The sequence below is a fragment of the Cyanobium sp. ATX 6F1 genome (assembly GCF_024346315.1).
Taxonomy (GTDB): domain Bacteria; phylum Cyanobacteriota; class Cyanobacteriia; order PCC-6307; family Cyanobiaceae; genus ATX-6F1.
In genome coordinates, this window is record NZ_JAGQCS010000002.1 from 335,417 (window position 1) to 358,208 (window position 22,792).

At 64.3% G+C, this 22,792-nt stretch carries 24 protein-coding genes and 1 pseudogene; 15 read left to right on the forward strand and 10 right to left on the reverse strand.

The genetic code is table 11. The annotated features are described in order from the left end of the window. Positions 1-35: 35 nt before the first annotated feature. A complete protein-coding gene (locus KBZ13_RS04550; protein ID WP_255006858.1) occupies positions 36-575 on the reverse strand; it encodes a hypothetical protein in 540 nt (179 codons plus the stop codon). Positions 576-1,079: 504 nt separating this feature from the next. Between KBZ13_RS04550 and KBZ13_RS04555 the strand changes: the two genes are divergently transcribed. Further along, positions 1,080-1,487 carry a hypothetical protein gene (locus KBZ13_RS04555; RefSeq protein ID WP_255006859.1) on the forward strand — a complete coding sequence of 136 codons (408 nt, stop codon included), beginning with the start codon at positions 1,080-1,082 and terminating at the stop codon, positions 1,485-1,487. Here KBZ13_RS04555 and KBZ13_RS04560 read toward each other — a convergent pair. From KBZ13_RS04560 to KBZ13_RS04585, 5 genes are all read right to left on the reverse strand, one after another. Continuing rightward, entirely contained in the window at positions 1,484-3,109 is a 1,626-nt protein-coding gene (locus KBZ13_RS04560; RefSeq protein WP_255006860.1) for a glycosyltransferase, read from the reverse strand. The two genes, KBZ13_RS04555 and KBZ13_RS04560, sit on opposite strands and share 4 nt — an antisense overlap. A gap of 5 nt (positions 3,110-3,114) precedes the next feature. Then, complete coding sequence (locus KBZ13_RS15615) at positions 3,115-7,875, reverse strand: filamentous hemagglutinin N-terminal domain-containing protein (protein ID WP_261358806.1); 4,761 nt, start codon at positions 7,873-7,875, stop codon at positions 3,115-3,117. A gap of 18 nt (positions 7,876-7,893) precedes the next feature. Further along, complete coding sequence (locus tag KBZ13_RS04575) at positions 7,894-9,582, reverse strand: ShlB/FhaC/HecB family hemolysin secretion/activation protein (protein ID WP_255006861.1); 1,689 nt, start codon at positions 9,580-9,582, stop codon at positions 7,894-7,896. A 141-nt stretch (positions 9,583-9,723) separates the two neighbouring features. After that, complete coding sequence (locus tag KBZ13_RS04580; RefSeq protein ID WP_255006862.1) at positions 9,724-10,020, reverse strand: hypothetical protein; 297 nt, start codon at positions 10,018-10,020, stop codon at positions 9,724-9,726. A 686-nt stretch (positions 10,021-10,706) separates the two neighbouring features. Further along, positions 10,707-11,477, reverse strand: a complete 771-nt coding sequence (locus tag KBZ13_RS04585) for a CPBP family intramembrane glutamic endopeptidase (protein ID WP_255006864.1) — start codon at positions 11,475-11,477, stop codon at positions 10,707-10,709. Positions 11,478-12,060: 583 nt separating this feature from the next. Between KBZ13_RS04585 and KBZ13_RS04590 the strand changes: the two genes are divergently transcribed. Further along, positions 12,061-12,522, forward strand: a complete 462-nt coding sequence (locus KBZ13_RS04590) for a hypothetical protein (protein WP_255006865.1) — start codon at positions 12,061-12,063, stop codon at positions 12,520-12,522. A gap of 82 nt (positions 12,523-12,604) precedes the next feature. Then, positions 12,605-13,366: a hypothetical protein gene (locus tag KBZ13_RS04595; protein WP_255006867.1), complete on the forward strand. Its 762-nt coding sequence runs from the start codon at positions 12,605-12,607 to the stop codon at positions 13,364-13,366. 99 nt (positions 13,367-13,465) lie between these two features. Here the strand turns inward: KBZ13_RS04595 and KBZ13_RS04600 are convergent, their stop codons facing one another. Then, the gene (locus KBZ13_RS04600; RefSeq protein WP_094554989.1) at positions 13,466-13,678 is read right to left on the reverse strand and encodes a DUF3955 domain-containing protein; all 213 of its coding nucleotides are present in this window, start codon (positions 13,676-13,678) and stop codon (positions 13,466-13,468) included. 129 nt (positions 13,679-13,807) lie between these two features. Beyond that, positions 13,808-14,365: a hypothetical protein gene (locus tag KBZ13_RS04605; protein WP_255006872.1), complete on the reverse strand. Its 558-nt coding sequence runs from the start codon at positions 14,363-14,365 to the stop codon at positions 13,808-13,810. Between the two features lie 114 nt (positions 14,366-14,479). Between KBZ13_RS04605 and KBZ13_RS04610 the strand changes: the two genes are divergently transcribed. The 8 genes from KBZ13_RS04610 to KBZ13_RS04645 all read left to right on the forward strand — a co-directional run bounded on the left by KBZ13_RS04610 (position 14,480) and on the right by KBZ13_RS04645 (position 18,286). Continuing rightward, positions 14,480-15,094, forward strand: coding sequence for an ABC transporter permease (locus KBZ13_RS04610; protein WP_255006874.1), 615 nt, complete (start codon positions 14,480-14,482; stop codon positions 15,092-15,094). After that, the gene (locus KBZ13_RS04615; RefSeq protein WP_255006880.1) at positions 15,091-15,996 is read left to right on the forward strand and encodes an MlaD family protein; all 906 of its coding nucleotides are present in this window, start codon (positions 15,091-15,093) and stop codon (positions 15,994-15,996) included. The genes KBZ13_RS04610 and KBZ13_RS04615 overlap by 4 nt, the downstream gene beginning before the upstream one ends. 25 nt (positions 15,997-16,021) lie before the next feature. Then, on the forward strand, positions 16,022-16,165 hold the full coding sequence (locus KBZ13_RS04620; RefSeq protein WP_255006883.1) for a hypothetical protein: 144 nt from the start codon (positions 16,022-16,024) through the stop codon (positions 16,163-16,165). Positions 16,166-16,420: 255 nt separating this feature from the next. Further along, positions 16,421-16,663: a galactose oxidase gene (locus tag KBZ13_RS04625; RefSeq protein ID WP_315859601.1), complete on the forward strand. Its 243-nt coding sequence runs from the start codon at positions 16,421-16,423 to the stop codon at positions 16,661-16,663. Between the two features lie 6 nt (positions 16,664-16,669). Then, a complete protein-coding gene (locus KBZ13_RS04630; RefSeq protein WP_255006887.1) occupies positions 16,670-16,921 on the forward strand; it encodes a DUF1651 domain-containing protein in 252 nt (83 codons plus the stop codon). Between the two features lie 233 nt (positions 16,922-17,154). Continuing rightward, positions 17,155-17,442: a nucleotidyltransferase family protein gene (locus KBZ13_RS04635; RefSeq protein ID WP_255006889.1), complete on the forward strand. Its 288-nt coding sequence runs from the start codon at positions 17,155-17,157 to the stop codon at positions 17,440-17,442. Next, positions 17,439-17,774, forward strand: a complete 336-nt coding sequence (locus tag KBZ13_RS04640) for a DUF86 domain-containing protein (RefSeq protein ID WP_255006890.1) — start codon at positions 17,439-17,441, stop codon at positions 17,772-17,774. Before KBZ13_RS04635 ends, KBZ13_RS04640 begins: the two co-directional genes overlap by 4 nt. 119 nt (positions 17,775-17,893) lie before the next feature. After that, on the forward strand, positions 17,894-18,286 hold the full coding sequence (locus KBZ13_RS04645) for a thermonuclease family protein (protein ID WP_409995610.1): 393 nt from the start codon (positions 17,894-17,896) through the stop codon (positions 18,284-18,286). On the opposite strand, the pseudogene KBZ13_RS15780 reads toward KBZ13_RS04645, so the two are convergent. After that, a pseudogene (locus KBZ13_RS15780) lies at positions 18,196-18,402 on the reverse strand (DUF6924 domain-containing protein); the annotation flags it as partial. The gene KBZ13_RS04645 and the pseudogene KBZ13_RS15780 sit on opposite strands and share 91 nt — an antisense overlap. Between KBZ13_RS15780 and KBZ13_RS04650 the strand changes: the two are divergent. Both KBZ13_RS04650 and KBZ13_RS04655 read left to right on the forward strand, forming a co-directional pair. Beyond that, positions 18,314-18,514 (forward strand): hypothetical protein, encoded by a 201-nt coding sequence (locus KBZ13_RS04650; RefSeq protein ID WP_255006893.1) that lies wholly within the window; start codon positions 18,314-18,316, stop codon positions 18,512-18,514. The pseudogene KBZ13_RS15780 and the gene KBZ13_RS04650 sit on opposite strands and share 89 nt — an antisense overlap. A 15-nt stretch (positions 18,515-18,529) precedes the next feature. After that, a complete protein-coding gene (locus KBZ13_RS04655; RefSeq protein ID WP_255006894.1) occupies positions 18,530-18,694 on the forward strand; it encodes a hypothetical protein in 165 nt (54 codons plus the stop codon). 9 nt (positions 18,695-18,703) lie between these two features. Here KBZ13_RS04655 and KBZ13_RS04660 read toward each other — a convergent pair whose 3' ends face one another. Continuing rightward, positions 18,704-20,179, reverse strand: coding sequence for an FAD-linked oxidase C-terminal domain-containing protein (locus KBZ13_RS04660; protein WP_255006902.1), 1,476 nt, complete (start codon positions 20,177-20,179; stop codon positions 18,704-18,706). Between the two features lie 191 nt (positions 20,180-20,370). Between KBZ13_RS04660 and hemL the strand changes: the two genes are divergently transcribed. Both hemL and KBZ13_RS04670 read left to right on the forward strand, forming a co-directional pair. Continuing rightward, on the forward strand, positions 20,371-21,609 hold the full coding sequence (gene hemL, locus KBZ13_RS04665) for a glutamate-1-semialdehyde 2,1-aminomutase (RefSeq protein ID WP_409995611.1): 1,239 nt from the start codon (positions 20,371-20,373) through the stop codon (positions 21,607-21,609). After that, positions 21,606-22,784 carry an ABC transporter substrate-binding protein gene (locus KBZ13_RS04670; RefSeq protein WP_255006906.1) on the forward strand — a complete coding sequence of 393 codons (1,179 nt, stop codon included), beginning with the start codon at positions 21,606-21,608 and terminating at the stop codon, positions 22,782-22,784. Before hemL ends, KBZ13_RS04670 begins: the two co-directional genes overlap by 4 nt. The last annotated feature ends 8 nt before the right edge of the window (positions 22,785-22,792 follow it).

Sequence of the window (22,792 nt, forward strand, 5' to 3'; positions counted from 1 at the left end):
CCAAGCCCCTGCTGATCATTGGAATCAACCCTTGATCACTGGCGTCGAATAGGGCCGGTGGTTTTTGCGTCAAAATCAGTCCAACTGCTCTCATTCACGACGCGGGGATCGCCTTGAATCGAATACGTGATGAAGCCCGTTTTGAACACCAGGGCACCATCACTGAGCTTACTGGCCACAGACTTGCCGTTCACCGTTACCTTGTTCTTGTTGTCGATGCGAATTGTGGCCACGGTCAGTCCTTCGCTGCTTTTGGCGATCCATTTGCCGGCGTAGGTGGAAGTGGCCGTGGTGGTGGTGCCAAATCCAGCTCTGGCGTTTTCGGCTTTGGTCTTGTTGATATCGCAGCCCTTCAGTTCGGTGACTTGCGTGCAGCCAGAGCGATCAAGCTTCTTGGCATAGGCGGGATCAATGGCCTGGGAGGAAAGCGGCCACATCAACAGGATCGTGGTGGCGGCTGTGGCGGCAATAACGTGCTTGCTCTGCTTCACTTTGAACACTCCTTTGGGTTGTTGAAAGAAATTGAACTGAGGCCACAGAAAGTCTAGCCAACTTCCTGCGGCAAGGCGCCACATGAGCCCTGCCAACAGGTCTAAAGTTTAGCCTTTATTCGGCCACCATCTAGTTGCAGCGGCTCGGCCGCGAACCAGACCTTGGCCATCGCGATGGCCACCTACTGATGATTGAGAAGCCATCAATCCATGCGCCTCGACCGACGCAGCGATACCTCCGCAACCCAGAACTTCCCTACGATTGCTGTGAATAGAGAGCATCGTCTTTTGGCAAGCCCCAATCCTTCATGGATCTCCCCCCTGCCGCTCGTGTTGGTCCCCCTGGCCATCTGGGGAACCATGGGCCTCTCACAAGGCCCCGCCTGGAGCGCAACGGAGAAACCTCCACAACCGGTGCTCCTGAACTCACGGCCGCCCCTGCTCGTTCCTGATCCCCGCCTGGAAGCGGCCTTACGCCGTGAGCTGTTTCCGGTGCGCGTGGAGGATGGACAAGGGCACGGACCCGATCCAGGTTCAAGTGAGTGGAAGCAGGCAGAGGCTTTTAAGCAGAGCAGGGCATGTGCGCAGGTGGGCTCCCTTCGCTATGCCTACGATCGCGTGGATCTCAATGGTGACGGCAGCCCGGAGATCGTGGCCACCGTTCAAGGCCCCTACACCTGCGGCACCGGTGGCTGCAACTTCTATGTCTTTCGCAATGGGCTGAAGGGCCCCACCTTGGTCTCGCGAATGACCCTGTTCAGGCCACCCCTGATCGTGAGTGAACAGAAGCATCACGGCTGGAAGGATTTGATCGTGAACGTGCGTCAGGATGCCGGCCATGGCGGCTATGCCGTTCTCTCGTTTGATGGCAGGGGCTATCCCAGCAATCCGAGTGCGCCCCCAGCCCAACCCCTGCGTCATCCCCTCAAAGGAACGGCGCTGCTGGTGATGAAGCCCGAACCGGATCAGGGACTTCCTTTGCCCTGTGCTCCTTAGGTTTTTTTGGGGCGGCTCAGAAGGCAGCGCTGGAGCCTCCCATGGATCTCCTCATCGTCGGGCGTCTGCTCCAGCACCCGGCTCAGCCAGCGCACGGCCTCAGCCCACTGTCCGGCTTCTTCAGACAGTTCTGCCAGCCCCTGCCAACAAAACCTGTCGGCCCCGGGCCAGTAAAGGTGCCGGAGATAGGGCTGCTGGCAGGCAGGATGCCAGGCTCCCAGCGGACCCGGCCCCGTGGTCGCGCGGTGCTGGTCCACCAGGTTGACTCCATGGGTGAGCCAGTGCCGGGCCCCCTCGGGCCTGTTCAGCCTGCGCAGACCGATGGCCAGCATGCAGATCGAAGGCAGGTGGTTCGGTTCGATGGAGAGCAATTCCAACAGAAGGGCCGCCACGCTGGGGAAATGGCCGAGCTCGTAGTGCCGACTTGCCTCCCGATACAGCCGCGCCGTTCGGTAATGATCGGCGTCAGGCTGGTGAAGGGACGCGATCTCCCGCGGTAACTGTTGGATCACCTCCAGCGCCTGCTGCGAATCTCCCATTGCCGTGCTGGCGTGGAGGAGAGCCTCATCAAGCATCGGCAACATCGGCCGAAACTTCTGACAGAACGCTTCGAGACGCTGATCTCTCTGGGATGGATTCAATCCCGCTTGGGCGAGCAGCGCATCAAGTTGTGGCTGCTCCTGTTGGAGCAAGGCCAACGCTCGTGTGCCCAACTCCGCCCCATAGTCAAAGCTGAGTTGTTCGAGGCTCTGCTGGAACCGCTCCCCATCGTAGAGAAGGTAACTGCAGCGCAGGCTGTTCATCAGCATGGGTGGCGGCGGGTCACCATCCGCCGCGGGCACAAAGGGGGCAGCGTTCAACACCAGACCATCGGCGGGCAGGGGGTCGGAGCAACTGGTGGGAGGGTCGCCGTTGCCTGGATCTTCGAAGACGTCCTTGTAGCGATGCCCCACCTGAAGGCTCTGATCCAGCCGGCATTCGAAACCTGCCAGACCCGCCAGCATCGACAGGAAGCGATCTTCATGCCCCCAGCCCTGCAGAAAATCCGGGAACCCGCCCAACTGCTCATACACGCTGCGGCGAATCGCAAAGAATCCGCCGTTGACGAAGGGCACAACCCAGTTCACCAGGGGGTCGCTCTGAATCGGCATCCAGGCCGGTTGCTGATGACAGAGTCGACGACTGGTGTAGACGGAACCGGCGGTGGTGTTGCCGTTACGGCTGTCATAGCAATCGATGCTGAGCAGATGGCAACCGGGGTCCGTGAAATGGCGCTCCATCTGGATCCAGAGATCGCTCTGGGGAAAGTCCAGATGCGCATCGATGAAGACCAGCACCTCGCCGCGGCAACCCACGGAGGCGAACCTTCGCCCCCTCGACACCCCCAAACTATGGTTGAGTCGCCTCAGGCGGATGATTCCCTGCTGCCGCAGCTCTAGCCAGGGCCCGGCATCGAGAAAGGCACTGCTGGAGTCGTTGGATCCGTCATCCAGCAAGGAGCACTCCAGACCACCCGTTGGTGGTGTGAGCGCCATCAATTGTTCGAGGGTGCTCTGAAGCTGGGATCCCTCGTTACGACTGCCGATCACCACACTGATGAGCGGCTTGGTGGAGGGATCCATCGGCTCTAGGGCTGTCCCACCGTGAGCACCACCGAAGCACGGCCGCCGTTGGCGGTGGGGACAGAGAGACGTACATCCAGAGGCAGCGACACCCGCCTCAGATCACTGATTGAAATCGTCGCGCTTCGGGGCACATAGCTCACCCCTGGGGGTAAGGGAGCGCCATCGGCCAGTGTGAGGCGACCCTGAATCAGCGCCGGCTGCGGTCCCAGCTTCGCCAGAATGTGGGCGGGAATTCTGTAACTGAGCGGCACGTTCAACCCGGTGGGTTTGGCCTGATTGAGGGCGGCCTGCACATTGATCGGCTGCAGGATCGGCTTGCTATCGAGCGCACTGCCGGCGCTGCCTGGCACGCGGATCGGCGCGAGCGTTGGGGCCGGTGTCAGCTGGGGGGCGGCTGTCGGCGCTGGTGTCGGCTGCGCCTGGGGCACCCGGATCGGAGCGAGCGTTGGGGCCGGTGTCAGCTGGGGAGCGGCCGTCGGCGCCGGCGTCGGCTGCGCCTGCGGCACCCGGATCGGAGCCAGCGTTGGCGCTGGCGTCAGCTGGGGGGCGGCTGTCGGCGCTGGTGTCGGCTGCGCCTGAGGCACCCGGATCGGTGCCAGCGTTGGGGCCGGTGTCAGCTGGGGGGCGGCTGTCGGCGCTGGTGTCGGCTGCGCCTGGGGCACCCGGATCGGTGCCAGCGTTGGGGCCGGTGTCAGCTGGGGAGCGGCCGTCGGCGCCGGCGTCGGCTGCGCCTGCGGCACCCGGATCGGAGCCAGCGTTGGCGCTGGCGTCAGCTGGGGGGCCGCCGTCGGCGCTGGTGTCGGCTGCGCCTGGGGCACCCGGATCGGAGCGAGCGTTGGGACCGGTTTCAGCTGAGGCGAGGCCGTCGGTGCCGCCGTGGGCTGGGCCTGCGGCACGCGGATCGGTGCCAGCGTTGGGGCCGGTGTCAGCTGGGGGGCGGCTGTCGGTGCTGGTGTCGGCTGCGCCTGGGGCACCCGGATCGGAGCCAGCGTTGGGGCCGGGGTCAGCTGGGGGGCGGCTGTCGGCGCTGGTGTCGGCTGCGCCTGAGGCACCCGGATCGGCGCGAGCGTTGGCGCTGGTGTCAGCTGGGGGGCGGCTGTCGGCGCTGGTGTCGGCTGCGCCTGGGGCACCCGGATCGGAGCCAGCGTTGGGGCCGTTGGCAGCTTGGGAGCAGCCGTCGGGGCGGACGTTCGTTGCGGCGCCGCCGTCGGAGGCAGAGTCGGGGCGGCCGTCGGCGTGGCGACCATCCGCGGCGGCACCGCGGTCGGCTGGAGCTGACCATTGGGCGCCAGGGTCGGGACGGCCGTCGGGGCCGCCGTTCGCTGCGGCGCCGCCGTCGGAGGCAGGGTCGGTGCGGCCGTCGGGGTGATGACCGTCCGCGGCGGCACCGCGGTCGGCTGGAGCTGACCATTGGGCGCCAGGGTCGGCGCGGCCGTCGGGGCCGCCGTTCGCTGCGGCGCCGCCGTTGGAGGCAGGGTCGGTGCGGCCGTCGGGGTGATGACCGTCCGCGGCGGCACCGCGGTCGGCTGGAGCTGACCATTGGGCGCCAGGGTCGGCACCGCCGTCGGGGCGGACGTTCGCTGCGGCGCCGCCGTCGGAGGCAGAGTCGGGGCGGCCGTGGGCGTGACGACCATCCGCGGCGGCACCGCGGTCGGCTGGAGCTGACCCTTGGGCGCCAGCGTCGGGGCCGCCGTCGGGGCGGACGTTCGCTGCGGCGCCGCCGTCGGAGGCAGAGTCGGGGCGGCCGTGGGCGTGACGACCATCCGCGGCGGCACCGCGGTCGGCTGGAGCTGACCATTGGGCGCCAGGGTCGGCGCCGCCGTCGGGGCGGTCGTTCGCTGCGGCGCCGCCGTTGGAGGCAGAGTCGGGGCGGCCGTCGGCGTGATGACCGTCCGCGGCGGCACCGCGGTCGGCTGGAGCTGACCATTGGGCACCAGCGTCGGGGCCGCCGTCGGGGCGGTCGTTCGCTGCGGCGCCGCCGTTGGAGGCAGGGTCGGTGCGGCCGTCGGCGTGATGACCGACCGCGGCGGCACCGCGGTCGGCTGGAGCTGACCACTGGGCGCCAGGGTCGGCGCCGCCGTCGGGGCGGACGTTCGCTGCGGCGCCGCCGTCGGAGGCAGGGTCGGGGCGGCCGTCGGCGTGATGACCGTCCGCGGCGGCACCGCGGTCGGCTGGAGCTGACCATTGGGCGCCAGCGTCGGGGCCGCCGTCGGGGCGGTCGTCGGCGCTGGTGTCGGCTGCGCCTGAGGCACCCGGATCGGCGCCAGCGTTGGGGCCGGTGTCAGCTGGGGGGCGGCTGTCGGCGCTGGTGTCGGCTGCGCCTGGGGCACCCGGATCGGAGCCAGCGTTGGGGCCGGGGTCAGCTGGGGGGCCGCCGTCGGTGCTGGCGTCGGCTGCGCCTGGGGCACCCGGATCGGAGCCAGCGTTGGGGCCGGGGTCAGCTGGGGGGCCGCCGTCGGCGCTGGTGTCGGCTGCGCCTGGGGCACCCGGATCGGAGCGAGCGTTGGGGCTGGTGTCAGCTGGGGTGCGGCCGTCGGCGCTGGCGTCGGCTGGACTGGCGGCACGCGGATCGGTGCCAGCGTCGGGGCCGGTGTCAGCTGGGGGGCCGCCGTCGGCGCTGGCGTCGGCTGCGCCTGGGGCACCCGGATCGGAGCCAGCGTTGGGGCCGGGGTCAGCTGGGGGGCCGCCGTCGGCGCTGGTGTCGGCTGCGCCTGGGGCACCCGGATCGGAGCAAGCGTTGGCGCTGGTGTCAGCTGGGGGGCGGCTGTGGGTGCTGGTGTCGGCTGCGCCTGCGGCACCAGGATCGGTGCCAGCGTTGGCGCCGGTGTCAGCTGAGGTGCGGCTGTCGGGGCCGCCGTCGGCTGGGCTTGCGGAACGCGGATCGGCGCCAAGGTGGGTACCAAGGGGGCCGTTGGCCGTGTCCAGGTGGAGGTCGCCGAACCCTGAGGGATCGTGGCCTGACCACTCAGGGGGAGGACCTGTTGGAACTGCTGCTGGGTCGGAATTCCAGGCCTGGTGACCTGTTGATAAAGGGTCGGACTGACGACCTGAGTCGGCGGGTTCTTGGGTGTGGTCTGGGGATTGAAACCCGAGGCCGATGTGACGTAATACTGACCACCCACCATGTAAACAACATGGGTATCTGGCACGCCCCCCGAAGTCGTGAATTGAGGATGGCCTTGACTATCGGTGGTGAAGTGGCCTCTCCAGTAGGTCACCTGGCCTGTTACTGGATTGACGTAGCGACAGCCAGGGCATGGAGATGATCCAGCATATGAACCATTGCTTCCATGATAATAATAGCCTTCTTTCACTTCAAATGACTGAGTGATTCCAGGGTCTGGCGGCCTTGTGAACCCAGGATTTGTCTGCCCTTGATTGATCGTAATTCCTCCAGGAATCGCCACCGTCTCAGTAACGGAAGTTCCCGGAATCGTCCTGGACCAAGCGATGACACCTGATTGCGGATCGTAGGCAGCCTTGACTCCATTGCTGCCCACAACCGACGAGCCACCAGTACCGATCGCGACCTTGAGGGGGCCGCTGCCGAACTGGTCAGTGAAATCTGGATTGGCCAGGGCAGCGGTGCTCGGCTGAATGGTGAGCGTTCCAGCTGTGATCTTTCCCGAAACCTGATCGACTTGAACACCCTCGGCGTTCATCAAGGCAGCTCCGGCCGGGAGCTGCAGTCCCAACACGTCCGACTCCAGCATCTCCTGATCAGAAGCCTGGCCTTTGGCGTTGAATGTGCGTAGCAACCGCTTGAGTGGTCCGCCGTTGGTGGCCAACCTGTGTCCTTCCTCCACCGCCTCGATGCCGTCATAGACGTAGAAGTCGGAGGCCCGGAAGGAGGGCGAGAAGAACAAGCCGTCAAATTGGCCTGCCCGGGCACCGGCGGTGCCGATCACGAACCGCTCCAGGTCGTAGGAGGCCTGGAGGGCAAGCGAAGCCGATTGCGGTGAGGGTTGGCCGCTGATCTGGGCAAAGCCAAAGCCCGTGGGCAGGCCCGCACCTGCGGTGAAGGGATTAATCGGTAGGCCCGTGGTGCCGATCCAGAGGGTGCCCTCGGGTTCAATGCCGTTGTAGGGGAGATTCACCCCGTCCGTGCCGGTGCTGGCCGATCGGAAACCGCGGCTGAAGAGGCTGGCGCTGGGAGCGATGGTCACCGAGGGGGCCACCAGGCCGATGCCACCCCCGTTGGTGGATTCGATCCGCCCTTCAACAAGGATCGGACCATCTCCGTTGCTCATCTGAATGCTGATCAGCGGCGCATTCAATCCATTGCCGTAACTGACTCCAGCCATGAACTTGTCCAGGCTGTCCGGGAGCAGCGAACCGGTGCTCAGCAGAAGGCTCGGTACCGAGATCAACGCCGTGCGACCCACGCTGATGCCTTGATTGTTGAGCAGAACCAGTGGGTTGGTGGCCCGCAGGATGCCGTTGATCTGGCTGGCTATTCCTCCGGAGCGCACGTAGTTGAGCACCGCTCCGCCATTGCGGAAGTCGACGGTGTCGCCCTGGCCAATGTTGAACGTGCCCCAGCTGAAGACGGCCCGCCCTGGGGTGGTGACGGTCAAGGTGCGGCCCGTCTGATTCACCGTTCCGGCAGCTCCTCGCTCCTGCAATGCACCCGTGGGCAATTGCTGGGCTGTGGCCGCCTGCAGCAGCGGATTGCCCTGGGCCAGGGCGAGCAGAATCAGGCCAGATTTCGAGTGCCGCAGCAGCAGCTGTCTCAGGTTGGCAGAGGAGGTGGGATTTCTCATGGTTGCTTGATCAGTTCCTCAGAACCAGAGCCGCAAAGAGCCCCAGACCCTCAGCGACTTGTTGAATCCGTCGGCATCGGTGTCGTTGAGCGATGCGGGGTTGTTGCCGATGGGGAAGGCAAGCTTGAGCGAGGCCAGCCATTCACCGGGGGTGCCCAGGTCGGCGCCGATGCCGGTGCCAGCCAGCCCATAGGAATTCGGCTGAAGGGCCCCGGGGAAGGGGTCGTTCCAGCGCCAGATGTAGCCCCCATCGAGGAAGGCCACGAAAGACAATTGGCTTGTGGCCTTGTAGATGAGCTCCAGCTGACCACTGAAGCCGCTGTCGCCAGGGGCTTCGCCTGGGGGATAGGCGCGAACGCCGTTCGGGTAACCCAGGGACATTTTCTCGGCACCATCGAGGTTGTTGAAGCCCTTCTGGGCCTGAACGAACAGCTTGCCTTGCCAACGGGGGGAGAACACCTGATAGCGGCTGTACACCAGCAAGACCTTGTTGAACACACCATCGGTGCCGGCAGTGAATTGGTCGAGCAGAAAGTCATCGCTGTTGCCGGAGCGATCTAAATTGCCGAAGCTGTATTGCAGGAAGGCGGTATTGAGGCCCGTGCCCAGGATGGAATCCTGCTTCTGGGCAATCAATGACAGCCGGCCGACCTGACTGTCTTTATTGCGGATCTCCACTTCCTGAACCTTGTCGACATAGGTATTGGCTTCTGCGCTCAAGCCAACCCAAAGGGATTGCATTGGCCGGCGCCAGAGGGGTTGCTGCAGTCCGATGCGCAGGTTTGCGGTGTAACCATTGATGTCGGAGCTGTAGAGCTCATCAAGCAACCTGTAGTTGTTGTAGTTTCCAAAGGCATTGAGTTGCAGGCCATCTGGAGAGATCGGTGCCTGAAAGGCGAGGGAACCCACGAGATTGCCCGTGTTGTAACTATTCAGCCACCACTGGCCATTGGCTGTGAGTTGGTCTCCTCGGCCCATCCAGTTGGCCGCGGTGAGGGTGAGATCGACATTGGTTGAGCCCAGGAATCGGTTAATTTCATTGCCCACATGGAGCTCACCACTGCTGCGATCGCCGTCCTCAATGCTCAGCAGCACATCGGTGAGGCCGGCGCCGGTTCCCTTGCGCAGGGTGGAGCGCACCCTCACCCCTGCCATGTCGTTGAGCTTGAGCAGGGCGGAGGTCAGCTTGTCGATGCGAAACAGGGAGCCCTTCGGCAGGCTGGCCCGCACCATGGCCTCAGCGATGCCGTTCTTGAGGTGATGGCGCAGGTTGCCGTCCACGGAAACCTCGCCCATGTGGGCCTCCACCACCGTGATCACCAGCAAGCCGTCACCACCAGCGGAAGGGTTGATCGTGACGAGCGCCAGCAGGCTGTGGCGCCGGTAGGTGTCGCGAATCGAGGCGCGCAGCTGTTCAAGGTCATCGAGGCTGATCGACCGGTTCAAGTAGGTGGCCGCCAGGCTCTCCAGCTCGCTCTTCCAGGGCACCGTCACCCCATCGAGGCGCACGGCGCTGTAGCGCCACTGGGCCTGCTGGTCGGTGGGTGCGACCACAGGCTCCTGGGGAACCGTCGGTTGTTTCTCCTGTTGCCTCAGGCGCTCGAGCTGCTGGCGGTTCTGCTCATCCAGCTGCTGGCGGAGGCGTTGGTCGCGCTCATAACGCTGAATCCCCCCGGAGGGCAGGGATTGGGCGGTGGCAGGGCCCATGCCGCTCAGGGCTGCGATGGTGATCGCGCAACCAATGGGCAGTGCAAAGAGAGGCGTGCGCAGCAAAACTTAAACTTTGAGTCGGTCAAGAGTAACAGAGCTCTTAGCTGTGACTTGCCATCAGTGCTGTCGTCTAGGACGTCAGTTCTCGAGCACCCGCAGCTCCTGCACCTTTCCGGAATTGAACACCAGGCAGCGCAATTTCTCATTGGTGGAGCCGCCACGCAAGCCGATCGCCTTGACGATCACCTCGGAGTTGGCCTGTGAGAATTCGCTGCGAACCACCTTGAGGTCGCGCACATTGCCGCCGTATTGACTATTGATCGCCATCATGCAGGCCGATTTGGCCGTGCTGGATACTTCCGCTGCCCAGCCGTCTGGGGTGTAAAGGGCAAGGCCCATACCAGCAAGCAAAGCAAGGCCGAGACTGGCTTTCATGTTGACGCCAAGCTGGAGGGGCTCACCGTACTAAGCGGAGGAGGGGTGGGCAGCAAGGGAGTGTCAGTTCATCGCTGCAACTCCGGCGACGCCGGCGCTGGCGGTGACTCGCTCAGATCCGTTGCCAAGGAATGGGTGGTCGGATCTGCGACGCTGGCCTCAGAACCACCGGCCAACCGAGAGCCGAGTGGGGTTGGTGGCCTCAAGATGAAGGAAAGAAGCGAACCCGCACCGTGGGGGCGCCATTGCCGAGAGCGAGCTGAACTCGCAAGGGCTACACCTATGGGGTGGCGACCAGATCGGAGACAGTTCCTTCCCCTACCGGCAGCAGCCCCGCACCAACAGCCGCGGGGCTGTGCGCACCTCAGGTGGGCGCGATCAATCGATCACCGACGCCGACCCGAGGAAGTAGTTGTGATCGGCTCAATAGATGGCCGTTGAACGCCCGAGCCGCCGGTTCTCCGGTCGTCGGCCTTGAGCCTGGCTTGACAACCACCAGCGCAATTCGCGCAGCCACAGGCATGATTGCCCCCATTTGGGCAGCTTTCCTGGCAGAGGATGTGGGTGACAGACGGGCATTGGGGCATATATGCATCGGGTCTGAGATCTGGGGCTGCTGGGTCGCACCTCAACCCTGTCGAACTCAGACCCCAATGCCCGCCGGAAGAACCTGGTGGCAGTCACAACTAAACAGGTTGTCCGTTGTCCAGCTGCTTAACCCTGCGAAGAAGATAGAGTCCATAGAAGAATCCAGGTGCAGCGAGGAGTAGGGGAGCAAGAATGCTCAGACCTACGGAAGACTGCGCTCCAGTGCCTGCGGCCTTGTGCCCTGAGGATATCACCATGAAAACGGCAAAGTCCCATAGGGCGTGCGTAAGGATCACCGGGTAGAGCGATTGAGTACGCACACGGATGGCAGCGAACAGAATCCCACTGAAGCTCGCTGCGGCTGCTTGGATCAAGCCTGCCTGAAGTTCACCGGTGACAAAAACATTCAGCGCGTGAACCCCACCGAACACCAATGACGAGAACCAGACGGCTTTCCATACAGAGAAACGGTCTGTCAAGCCTTTGAAGATGATTCCACGGAACATCCATTCCTCAGAAATGCCAACCAGCAAGGTGTTCAGCGCTACCCAGAATGTCGTGACCAGACCCGGAAGTCCAAGCACGAGGGCAAGGGAGAAGAAGAGCACAATCATCAGGCCAGGCAACCACAGGATCCGCAAGGCGAATCCCCAATCCGGGGTACGGAACCCAATCTCTTTCAGGCCAAAGATCACCGTGACCAGACAAAGAAACCCGATAGCGGCAACGAATTGCCAGGCCAATCCGCGACTGACCATGTCGTTCAAGGAGGAGCTGCCTCCACCGCGACTGGCACCACCTCCGATGGTGACCATCAGCCATCCAACAAAGACTGCCAACGCGATCCAGAGAGTCTTAGTGTTTTTCATTCCAGGTCATTGAGGTGATTGTGTCGTGGTTTGCCATCAAGCCCCATAGCGCACTTGCGGCGATCATGGGATGGCAGCAAGGCCGTCAGCATGTTGCCACTACATTCATCCACCATTCAAGCAGTACAGCGTCATGCAACAGCAAAGTTCGCTCTATTCGGCGAGCCTTGATGTCGATGCGACAACCCATGGCTGAGCATCAAGGGGTCATTCCTGCTCCGCCCAATAGTGGCATCGAGACCATGAACGAGGGGGTGGATCCTTGCGCTGATGGCATCTATACTTCAGCCACTACGCATCGTTGCGCCATCCAGGAGCAGCCAGGAATTTGGCCGCCCAATGGAGGAGGCGACTATGGTGAGGCTGTGCCACGGAGAGAGCTGCACCCTGGTGAGACCGGAGAAGTATTGGGACTCAGAAGTAATCGTATAATTGAATCCTTCCTCTGTTTGGGCGTGTGATTGAATGACCCACTCCCAGGCTTTCAAGGCTACGCCAAGGCCCCACTCCGATTGCGCCATCCTTGCAGATGCAAGCGACTCTTTGATCAATTAATGCTAAACTCCTGCACTACCTTTTGACTATGCAAGCAAGCAACAAAGTCTTCAAGTCGTTGGCGATGCTTTCACTGGCATGCCTCGCCGGTGTTGTCCCATCTGCCATGGCGGCCCCCCAGAAGATCCAGCAATCTCAAGAAGTCAAGATGCCCTGCACCCTGAGCTGGGGCCCAAAGGATCGAAACGTCCTGGAGGCGGAGTGCAAAATCTACTGGACAAAGGGTCAGGGCACCTCGATTATTGTTTCTGGAACAGTAATCAAGTATCCTTCGCCAACGGCCATGCGCAAGGATCTTTACTTTGGCATTCTGATCTTCCCCGACACCAAAACAGCACTGATGACGTCGATGGGTATCTTTGAGCTGGAAGATGGGCCTGTTGAGCTTGCTGACAATCCGCTTGATCTTCAGAAGCTCAAGGATCGTCAGTACGTTCGCTGGACCAATGGCAAGCATCGCCTTGTTCTTCACCCACGCCCTGCTTCCTGATTTTTTGGCTTCACTTGCTTTACAGCCGCTTCCCTTGCCATACTCCTCTCATCTATTCACCATCTGATTTCCGGCTCCAAAAATGAACCTCTCAGTATCGTTTCGTCGTAGCCTTGCAATGGCCGGCATTCTCTTCATGGGCAGCCTGGGAATGGCAGCCGGGAATGCTTTCGCCAAGGTTCCTCAATTCCACTATGTCTGCCCTGGCGGGATTGATGTGCACGCCGATCGTGGTGGGCCCGTTTGGATCAATGGCAGAGAGGCCATGGTTCAGGAGTTCAGTCCTACCTATTACGAAGCCAAGGGCCCGGGCACCACGATTTCAATCAGCAAGAATTCCGGTGATTCCCTCTATGTCTCTTACACCCGTTCCAATGGAGCCCATGGGATCTGCAGCGCCGTTCCAGGCTCTGGGATGAGCTCATCCCCTTCCAGCTCAGGACAGTCCGCCAAAGTTGCTCGGCTTTCGGATGGCACCTATCAGGTGCATGTTGGCGGGAGTTGCCGAGTGTACTACAACGCCATGGGACGCCGCACCATCCAAACACCGGCCTGTACCCCGAGCCTCGTCCAGCAGGCCGATGATTCCATGGCTCAGAACCGGCCTCCATCGTCACAACCAACGATGTCGACCGTCGCCGCGGAAGATGCCTGTCTGGCAGCCGTCGCCAAGACGACGGGAGTGTCGCAGAACCGTCTCAGCATCCTCGATGTGATGACTGCCGAAGCCGGTATCGGCGTGAAGATTCGGGTACCAGGCGCCCAGGCCCCCTGGACCTGCACCAGCGATCCCAGAGGTCGGGTACAGGGTGTGATGTACACCGGCTCGGAGGGAAGACTCTGACTGATCATCCACCCATGAGCTGATCACAAACGAGCACTTGAATTTTGCTGGTATGCCGGCAGTTGATCAAGCGCTCTGCAGGATTGGCCATGGCAGCAATCAACGGCGCTTGTCGTCCTTACGCCACAACAGCCCCGCGATCCCCGTCACCACGCCCGCTCCACCCAGAAAGAAACCGATCGGGATCAGAGGAAAAGCCTCCCGGACGATGCCATCGGCATCGACCCGGACCCCGATCAGTCGGTAGGCCACGGCACAGGCCAAGGCACCAACAATCAGCAGTAAGGAGAGGCGAATGAAGGTTCGCTTCATGACGATCCAGCCAATTCAGATCCAGAGCCTACTGTCTCGTACGGAACGCAACCACAAAAAGCGGCTTTACATTGGCCGGATTCCTGGGAGGCTGGTCGTCATGTTCCGATCAGCCTCGAACCTGCTCCTTCAAATCTTCTTGACGCCCTTGAACACACCATTGGAATTAAAGGTGCAAGTGAAGACTTGAGTGAAGGTGCTTGATACGTTGTACTGCCCGTACACCATGTAGGTGCCATTGGACTGACGACTGGGTTTGTTGCTGGTGATGTAGCGAGGGCTCTGGTTGAACTTTTCGGCCGCCATACCTGTGCAATAACGTGACATGTTCTCCACCTCTACACTCTCCCTAGCGGAACCACCACTACTGGAAGAACGCTTGTCACTGGTCATCTTGACCCCGTCGAACTCGCGATATTGGTTGTACTGACAATAGAAAAACAACGCGTTGTCACCCTCGGCGGGGGTCTGTCCATAGACAAGGTACTTACCGTTCTTGCGCTCGACTGGCAGGGTGGAGATGTCGCGAGGGCTCACGCTGTATTTAGCCGCCACTTCACCTTGGCAGAAGCGCATCATGTTCGATTCGTCGATATTTGGGCGGTTCTGCTTGGCCTCAGCTGAAACCCCAAGCCCAGAAGTGGTGAGAAGAACAGCGGAAGCGATCAGGAGGGCAGATTGACGCATGTGTGAACTTATGGGGGAGTTGAGGATACCGAAGAGGCAAGCACAATGGTTGCCTATCGAGTGGCGGCCTTTTACCAGCCACCAGCCTAGGCTCCGAGCCGCTTCCCCACCCCGATGCTGCACCGGGTTCGGCATGAACTGCTCAGAGCCGCGCCGCTGGCGCTGGTGATCGGTGGCGTGATCGGCGCCGGGCTCACCCGCGGGCTGATGGAGCCCCTGCGCCAGGGCAGCACCTTCGCCCTGGAAACCACCAGCTTCGTCACCGCCCAGATCTTCTCACCGCTGGTGGTGAACCTGGTCTGGATCGGCTGCTGCGTTCCGGCCAGGGTGGAACTGGCCAGCCGGATTCAGGCCAGGCCAGGCGCCCACATCCTCGGGCCTCGCCTGGCCACGGCGATGCTGGCGGCCCTGCTGCTGCTTCCCTATTTCATCCTGGCTGCGTTCACCGCCAGCGTGCTCGCTTCCCCCCGGCCCGATCTCACCGAGCAACTGCCCCTGTTCCTCGGATCGCTGACTCCATGGGTGGTGAGCAGCGCCGTGCTGCGCACCCTGCTGATGGCGGCGGCATCGGCCAGCCTCTGCCACATCATCGGCAAACGCTGCCGCCAGCATCCGGAGGAACTGGCCGCCCTGATCAGCACATCGATCGTGAACTGCGCTCTTTCGGTGGTGTTGCTGGAGGTGTTCTGGCTCGCCGTCGTTCCTCCCAGCTTCAACGGAAGGCCATGAACGAACCCCGTCCGACTTCAAGGCCCGCCTGGCTGCCGCGCTGGTCGGTGGAGGCGGTGGGCACGGGTCTGAGCTGGGCGGTGCCGGTTGGCGCCCTGCTGCTGGGTGTCTGGATGCTGAACGCCACCTGGCAGCAGCAGAGCTGGGTGGCCCGCAGTTTTGCCGTGCGTTTTCGCACCACCGATGCCAGCGGCATCTGGCCGGGCGTGAACGTCACTCTCTCCGGCTTCCGGGTGGGGCGGGTGGAGAAGGTGACGTTGGGCATGGACGGGAAGGTGGCGGTGGATCTGCGTATCGCCGAGACGTACCGCCGCCTGATCGGTCCTGCCAGCCGTGCCGAGCGTTACCAGGAGGGGCTGATCGGCGCCAGCCAGATCGCCCTCACCCCGGATGTACTGCCGCCTGGGAAGGAACCACCCCGCAGCGGTCTGCTGATTCCTTTTGAGCAGGGGCCCGACCTCGCCCAGCTGCTCGAAGAGATCGCCGCCACCCGGCTCAAGCTCAACCGCACCCTGGAGGGCACGGCCTCGGTCGCCGAGCGCGATGTGCCCCGGGCGATCAACAGTTTCCAGTCAACGATGCAGGACCTCAGGCGTCTCAGCAGCCGTCTGGAGCTGGAAACCGGCCGTACCGCCGCCACCACCCGTCAGACGCTGCAGGTGTACGAAGGCACCGCCCAACGGATCGACAACACCGGCGCTGCCGCCCGCAAGGCCACCGAAGAAGCTCTGGCGCTGATGCGTGAGGCCCACCCGCCACTGGTGGACACCCTGCGCGAGGTGAGAGCCCTGTCCCGTCGCCTCAATCTGCTGCTGGAGTCGTTCGGGGTGAAGGATGAATCTCCGCAGCTCTCGCCATCCGGACCCCGTTCAGGTGGGAGCGCCGGTGGTGGGAAAGAATGAGCTCGATGACCCCGACAGGCAGAAGGTGTCAGCGGCCCTCGTGCGGGCTGGTCAGCGGGCCAGGGAATTGGCCCTCCAGACGGGGACAGGGGTGGCGGTGCGGATCAATGGGGAGCTGAGGGTGCTGCGCGGCGACGACCTCAAGCCGAAGGATCAAGCGGAGGCATGAGCGTTCAACTCATGGCACAGGGCATCAAGCGCTTTCACTGCGGCGTCACGGGTGATCGTCGCCGGTGCCGCTCCTGAAGCAAAGGACAGCGACCTCCTGGTCGCTCCCATCAAGTGAAGCGACCGGGTTAGATGCCCACAACTGGGACAACGAACGCGCCCAAGCAGCCCGGCTAGCCATACCAGTACGCGTGTACCCATGGGTCAGGGCATGGGTTTCCGTCTGCGCCGCTCCTCCCAAGAGGCTGACGGTTCGTTGGAGCTGTCTATCGAGGAGTGGCCCTATCTCGATGAGGCTGTGCTGCGCCCCAGCCGCAGCCGCAAGGTCTGCATGACCTGCCACTTCTTTCGCCACCACACCGGGGTGAACTGCATCCCCCTGCTCACCTGTCAGTTGCACCAGGGACTGCTGACCCAGGGGGAGCACCTCACCCATCGCTGTCAGGGCTGGACCGACGACATGACGCGCCAGCGGGGCTGGTGCCCGGAGGTGGCCTGATCAGGCATGGCCATCAGCAAGGGACCACCCCTGTCGCCCAAAGACGGGTGGCTCAGCGACGGCCGCCAGGTGCTGCGCTTTCGCCCAACCCGCTGGCGGCGCACCTACCAACGGCTGGAGATCACCAAGGGAGAGTTACTCCCCGGCGAACCGGTGCCGTTGCTCAAGAACCGCCGGGAGATCAGCCGGGATGACGCCCTCAAGCTGTGGGCCGCCAAGCGCCAGGAGGGCTGGAGCCCCTGCGAGCCCCAGTGGTGATGGGGTGGGGCCCAGGAGTGAGGTTTGCCGTACTGACACCACGGCCAAACGGATCTATCAATGAATCAGAGGCCTCGACCAGGGCGGTTCCAACCAGTTCCCTGCAACCGGCCCGAGGGCGCCCGACACGGGGCGCCCTTCTCATTGGAACTGAGTTCGGCCCTGACAAGGCCACGAGTAGACGTGCCGAGCTGAGCTGTCTCTCTTAGGCTGACCACGGCTTCTGAGTTGCCATGCGCCTCGACGACCTGCTGGCCCAGGCTCCAAGGATCAGGGAGATCGCGACTGCGCACGGCGCAAGCAATGTGGCGGCGTTTGGCTCGGTGGCCCGTGATCAAGCTGGAGCCGACAGTGACCTGGATCTCCTGGTGGATCTGCCTGCACGCACGGGTCTGCTCGAGCGCATCGCCCTGAAGTTGGCTTTGGAAGACACGTTGCACTGCCGCGTGGATTTGATTCGCCGACGCAATCTCAAGCCAGCCGTCCTGGCTTCTGCCGAGCGGGACGCCATTCCCCTGTGATCGAGCCGAGGGACCGCGATGCCCTGGGCGACATTCTGACCGCGATCCGGCGGGTTCAAGGATTCCCCATCCCCGATCGAGAGACGTTTCTGGCCAGCGACCTTTTACAGGACGCGGTGGTGCGCAATCTTGAGATCATTGGAGAAGCCACAAAGCGCCTGAGCGACTCCTGCCGTCAGAACCACCCGCAGATTCCCTGGCGGGAGATGGCGGGGATGCGGGATGTGCTGATCCATGCCTACGACCGCGTGGACCTCGAAGAAGTGTGGATCACGTTGAGCGAGCAATTGCCAGCGCTGCTGGAGCAGATCGAGCCTGTGCTCAGCCTTTGAACCGGTGGCTGCTGATCGGTGCCGCTGCGTTCATCGCTGGGTGGGGCAACGTTTTCTCCGCCGACACCGCGCAGGCCAACCAACAGGCTTCCGCCACGGTGCGGCCATGCTGCACGCGGATGGTGTCGCCGTCACCGATCGAGAGCACCGTGGCCGAGGTGATCAGTGGTGTGAACATCAACCTGGCCCTGGTGGAAGACGGCATGGCCTTTGCCAACCGGAAATACCTGGGCCAGTGCAACGCCAAGGAGTATCTGGAGGCCGAGGACCGGGCTTCCCGCAGCCGCTATGGCGTGTGGCAGGTGCCCGGCGGCATCACCCGCCCCTGGGACTTCCGCCGTGGCCGAACAGCAGGGCGATCAGCAAGAACGACAGAGTCGATTCCTGGTGGCTGGAGGGTGAGGGCATCGAGGAGAAACACCATCGGCTGGCCAGAAGTGGTCGCCCCGCCAGCCAGCAGATCGTCGGTGCTGACCCCGGCGTCTTCTGCCCGGCCCAGAAACGCCACCTGAGACTGAAAGCCGTCCACCGGTCTGCGGATGGCCATCTGCAGCGCCTGCCAGGCCGTTTCGTCGCCGAACGCGGTGCGCAGCACCAGGGGCTCATCGCTTCTGGGCAAGGAATTCATCAGGGCTGGCTCGTGGGGATCGGAGCGCCCCCTCAACCAGATTGTCGTGGAACACGAAGGCACCGCCCAACGGATCGACAACGCCGGTGCCGCCGCCCGCAAGGCCACCTAAGAAGCTCTGGCGCTGATGCTTGAGGCCCATCCACCACTGTTGGACACCCTGCGGGAGGTGCGGGTGCTGTCGCGTCGCATCAATCGACTGCTGGAGTCGTTTGGGGTGAGCGATGAACCTCCGCAGCTCTCCCCGCCTGGAACCCGTTCAGGTGGGAGCGCCGGTGGTGGCCAAGAGTGAGCTCAACGCTCAGAACACCTCCAGCACCGGCCGCCCCGTAGCTGGCACCTCCAGCCTGATCGTCTCGGCCCGGCGGGACGACTCGCCGCAGCTCTTCGGGGTGGGGAAGATCTTGCCCGGGTTGGCGCGGCCCTCGGGGTCGAAGGCGCGGCGCACCAGCTGCATGGTGGCCAGATCGTCGGGGGCGAACATCCAGTCGAGGTAGCAGCGCTTGTCGGAGCCCACGCCGTGCTCGCCGGTGATGCTGCCGCCGGCCTGCACGCACAGCCGCAGAATCTCTCCCCCCAGCTCCTGCACCTTCGCCTCCACCCCCAGCTCGTGGCGGTCGTAGAGGATCAGCGGGTGCAGGTTGCCGTCGCCGGCGTGGAACACGTTGGCCACCCGCAGGCCATAGGCGGCACTGAGCGCATCGATCGCCGCCAGCACCGAAGGCAGGGCGCTGCGGGGCACGACGCCGTCCTGCACGTAGTAAGTGGGGGTGATGCGGCCCACGGCCGCGAAGGCCGACTTGCGGCCCTTCCAGAGCAGGGCCCGATCGGCCGCATCCACCGCCTGGCGGATTGAGCGCGCCCCCGAGCGGAGGCAGAGGTCGCGGGTCAGGGCGGCCGCCGCGGCCACCTCCTGGGCCTGGCCGTCGAGCTCGATCAGCAGCACCGCCGCCGCATCACGCGGGTATTCGTCGGCGCCGAACAGGTCATCGACGGCGTTGAGCGTGAAGTTGTCCATGATCTCCATCCCCGCCGGCAGCACCCCCGCGGCCGTGACCGCCCGCACCGCCTCGCCGGCCGCCTCCATCGAGACGAAATCCGCCAGCAGCACCTCCACCGACTGGGGCGCCCGCAGCAGCCGCAGGGTGATCGCCGTGGCAATGCCCAGGGTGCCCTCGCTGCCGATGAACACCCCGCGCAGGTCGAGGCCGGGCATCTCCGCCAGCGGCCCGCCCAGGCGGGTGACCGTGCCGTCGGGGAGCACCACCTCGAGCTCCAGCACATGGTTGCTGGTGACCCCGTACTTGAGGCAGTGCACGCCGCCGGAGTTCTCGGCCACGTTGCCGCCGATGGAGCACACCACCTGGCTGGAGGGATCGGGGGCGTAGTAGTAGCCCTCGCCGGCCACGGCCCGGGTGACCCAGCTGTTGATCACCCCGGGCTCGACGGTGATCCGCTGGTTGGCCAGATCCACCTGCAGCACCCTGCGCATGCGGCTGGTGACCACCACCACCGCCCCCTGCTCGTCCACGGCCCCGCCCGAGAGGCCGGTGCCGCTGCCCCGGGCCACGAACGGCACCGCCAGCTCATGACAGGCGCGCAACACGGCCGCCACCTGTTCGGTGCTCTCGGGCAGCACCACCAGCGGCGGCGCCTGGCGGTGCAGGCTGAGTCCATCGCTGTCGTAGGTGAGCAGCTCCTGGGGCTTGGCCACCACGGCCCGCTCCGGCAGAACGTTCCTCAGCCGCCGTTCAAGGCGGGGCCAATCCGGGGTCACGGGCGCGGCACGGGGTAACGGAGGAATCCGGTGGGTACTGTTTTAGGTCAAGATGGCTTTCGGCCTGTCACCACCCGGTGGCCCAGCCCCCCCAATCGTCTGCGGAACACGCCTTGACTACGGCCCCTGCGACTGCTCCTGCCTTGAACACAACGCGTTCGCAGGAACTCTTCAGTGCCGCCCAGACCCTGATGCCGGGGGGTGTCAGTTCCCCCGTCCGCGCCTTCAAGTCCGTGGGCGGCCAGCCGATCGTGTTCGATCACGTCAAGGGCGCCTACGCCTGGGACGTGGACGGGAACCGCTACATCGATTACATCGGCAGCTGGGGGCCGGCGATCTGCGGCCATGCCCACCCGAAGGTGATCGGCGCCCTGCGCAACGCCCTCGGCAAAGGCACCAGTTTCGGCGCCCCCTGCGCCCTGGAGAACCAGCTGGCCGAGATGGTGATCGACGCCGTCCCCAGCGTGGAGATGGTGCGCTTCGTGAACTCCGGCACCGAAGCCTGCATGTCGGTCTTGCGGCTGATGCGCGCCTTCACCGGGCGCGAAAAGCTGATCAAGTTCGAGGGCTGCTACCACGGCCACGCCGACATGTTCCTGGTCAAGGCGGGCTCGGGCGTGGCCACCCTCGGCCTGCCCGATTCCCCCGGCGTGCCCCGCAGCACCACCGCTTCCACCCTCACCGCCCCCTACAACGACCTGGAGGCCGTCAAGCGTCTGTTCGCCGAAAACCCAGGCGAAATCGCCGGCGTGATCCTCGAGCCGGTGGTGGGCAATGCCGGCTTCATCACGCCCGAGCCGGGTTTCCTGGAGGGCCTGCGCGAGATCACCACGGAAAACGGCGCCCTGCTCACCTTCGATGAGGTGATGACCGGCTTCCGCATCGCCTACGGCGGCGCCCAGGGCAAGTTCGGCATCACCCCCGACCTCACCACCCTCGGCAAGGTGATCGGCGGCGGCCTGCCCGTGGGGGCCTACGGCGGTCGGGCCGAGATCATGGCGATGGTGGCCCCGGCCGGCCCGATGTACCAGGCGGGCACCTTGAGTGGCAATCCCCTGGCGATGACCGCCGGCATCCACACCCTGGAGCTGCTGAAGGTGCCCGGCACCTACGAACGCCTCGAAGCGATCACCAGCCGGCTGATCGCTGGCATCCTGGCGGCCGCCGGCGAGGTGGGTCTGCCGATCTGCGGCGGTTCGATCAGCGCCATGTTCGGCTTCTTCCTCTGCAAGGGGCCCGTGCGCAACTTCGAAGCGGCCAAGGCCGCCGATACCGTGCGCTTCGGTCAGCTGCACCGCGCCATGCTCGAGCGTGGCGTCTACCTGGCGCCGAGCGCCTTCGAGGCGGGCTTCACCTCCCTGGCCCACAGCGACGACGACATCGACGCCACCCTGGACGCCTTCCGCTCCAGCTTCGCCCAGATCGCGTGAGCGGGGCTCGCGCTCTGGGCCTGGTGGCCCTGCTGGCGGCGCTCACGGGCTGCGGCCCGGGAGCTGACACCAAGCCCCTGAACCTCAGCGCCGGCCTGCCCGTGGGGGCGGCCCTGGCGCTGACCGGCAACGCCAATGTCTACGGCCAGGACCAGCAGATCGGCTTGCAGCTGGCCCAGGAGAGCATCAAGGGACCGGGCGGCAAGCCCGTGGCCCTGCGCCTCGAAGACGGCGGCAGCGACGAGCAGAGCGCCACGACGGCCTTCAACCTGCTGATCGAGGGCGGCGCCATCGCCCTGATCGGCCCCACCCTCTCCCAGCAGGCCTTCGCCGCCGATCCGATCGCCCAGCGCCGGGGCGTGCCCGTGGTGGCCCCCTCCAACACCGCCAGCGGCATCCCCGAGATCGGCCACTTCATCAGCCGCGTCTCGGCCCAGAGCTCGGTGATCGCGCCGCTTTCGATCGCCAAAGCGCTCGAACTCCACCCGGGAATCAAGCGGGCGGCGGTGTTCTACGCCCACGACGACGCCTACAGCACCTCGGAAACCACCATCTTCCAGAAGGCCCTGAGCGCCAAGGGGCTGCCTCCGGTGACGGTGCAGCGCACCCAGCTCAACGACCAGGACTTCCAGAACCAGATCACCGCCGCCCTGCGCCTGAAGCCCGACCTGATCGTGCTCTCGCTGCAGGCCGTGGACGGGGGCAACCTGATCCGCCAGCTCAGGGAGCTGGGCTACCGGGGCGTAATCGTGGTCGGTAACGGCATGAACACCCCGAACATCTACCCGATCTGCCAGAAGCACTGCGATGGCATCCTGATCGCCCAGGCCTACAGCCCCGAACTCGATACCCCCGCGAACAAGGAGTTCGTGCGTCGTTTCAAGGCGGCCAAGGGCGGGGCGATCCCGCCCCAGCTCACGGCCCAGGCCTTCACCGCCCTGCAGGTGATCACCGAGGCGGCCGATCGCCTCGATCGCCGCCAGCCCCTGGCCAAGCTCAGCCTCAAGGCCGCGCGCGCCGCCCTCAACAGCGAACTGCTCTCGGGCCGCTACCAGACCCCGCTGGGGGAGATCGGTTTCACCGCCAACGGTGAGGTGGTGCAGAAGCAGTTCTTCGTCGCCCAGGTGCGCATGGAGCCGGGGGGCCGCACGGGCCGCTTCGCCCTGCTGAACTGACGGGGGGA

Excerpts from the sequence above, each read along its gene's own strand:
- KBZ13_RS04610 (WP_255006874.1), top strand. The coding sequence starts at position 14,480 with ATGCTGCACCGGGTTCGGCATGAACTGCTCAGAGCCGCGCCGCTGGCG.
- KBZ13_RS04630 (WP_255006887.1), top strand. The coding sequence starts at position 16,670 with ATGGCCATCAGCAAGGGACCACCCCTGTCGCCCAAAGACGGGTGGCTC.
- hemL (WP_409995611.1), top strand. The coding sequence starts at position 20,371 with ATGCCGGGGGGTGTCAGTTCCCCCGTCCGCGCCTTCAAGTCCGTGGGC.
- KBZ13_RS04580 (WP_255006862.1), bottom strand. The coding sequence starts at position 10,020 with ATGAAAGCCAGTCTCGGCCTTGCTTTGCTTGCTGGTATGGGCCTTGCC.
- KBZ13_RS04615 (WP_255006880.1), top strand. The coding sequence starts at position 15,091 with ATGAACGAACCCCGTCCGACTTCAAGGCCCGCCTGGCTGCCGCGCTGG.
- KBZ13_RS04595 (WP_255006867.1), top strand. The coding sequence starts at position 12,605 with ATGAACCTCTCAGTATCGTTTCGTCGTAGCCTTGCAATGGCCGGCATT.
- KBZ13_RS04645 (WP_409995610.1), top strand. The coding sequence starts at position 17,894 with ATGGTGTCGCCGTCACCGATCGAGAGCACCGTGGCCGAGGTGATCAGT.
- KBZ13_RS04605 (WP_255006872.1), bottom strand. The coding sequence starts at position 14,365 with ATGCGTCAATCTGCCCTCCTGATCGCTTCCGCTGTTCTTCTCACCACT.
- KBZ13_RS04600 (WP_094554989.1), bottom strand. The coding sequence starts at position 13,678 with ATGAAGCGAACCTTCATTCGCCTCTCCTTACTGCTGATTGTTGGTGCC.
- KBZ13_RS04590 (WP_255006865.1), top strand. The coding sequence starts at position 12,061 with ATGCAAGCAAGCAACAAAGTCTTCAAGTCGTTGGCGATGCTTTCACTG.
- KBZ13_RS04635 (WP_255006889.1), top strand. The coding sequence starts at position 17,155 with ATGCGCCTCGACGACCTGCTGGCCCAGGCTCCAAGGATCAGGGAGATC.
- KBZ13_RS15615 (WP_261358806.1), bottom strand. The coding sequence starts at position 7,875 with ATGAGAAATCCCACCTCCTCTGCCAACCTGAGACAGCTGCTGCTGCGG.
- KBZ13_RS04650 (WP_255006893.1), top strand. The coding sequence starts at position 18,314 with ATGGCCATCTGCAGCGCCTGCCAGGCCGTTTCGTCGCCGAACGCGGTG.
- KBZ13_RS04550 (WP_255006858.1), bottom strand. The coding sequence starts at position 575 with ATGTGGCGCCTTGCCGCAGGAAGTTGGCTAGACTTTCTGTGGCCTCAG.
- KBZ13_RS04575 (WP_255006861.1), bottom strand. The coding sequence starts at position 9,582 with ATGGGCCCTGCCACCGCCCAATCCCTGCCCTCCGGGGGGATTCAGCGT.
- KBZ13_RS04585 (WP_255006864.1), bottom strand. The coding sequence starts at position 11,477 with ATGAAAAACACTAAGACTCTCTGGATCGCGTTGGCAGTCTTTGTTGGA.
- KBZ13_RS04655 (WP_255006894.1), top strand. The coding sequence starts at position 18,530 with ATGCTTGAGGCCCATCCACCACTGTTGGACACCCTGCGGGAGGTGCGG.
- KBZ13_RS04560 (WP_255006860.1), bottom strand. The coding sequence starts at position 3,109 with ATGGATCCCTCCACCAAGCCGCTCATCAGTGTGGTGATCGGCAGTCGT.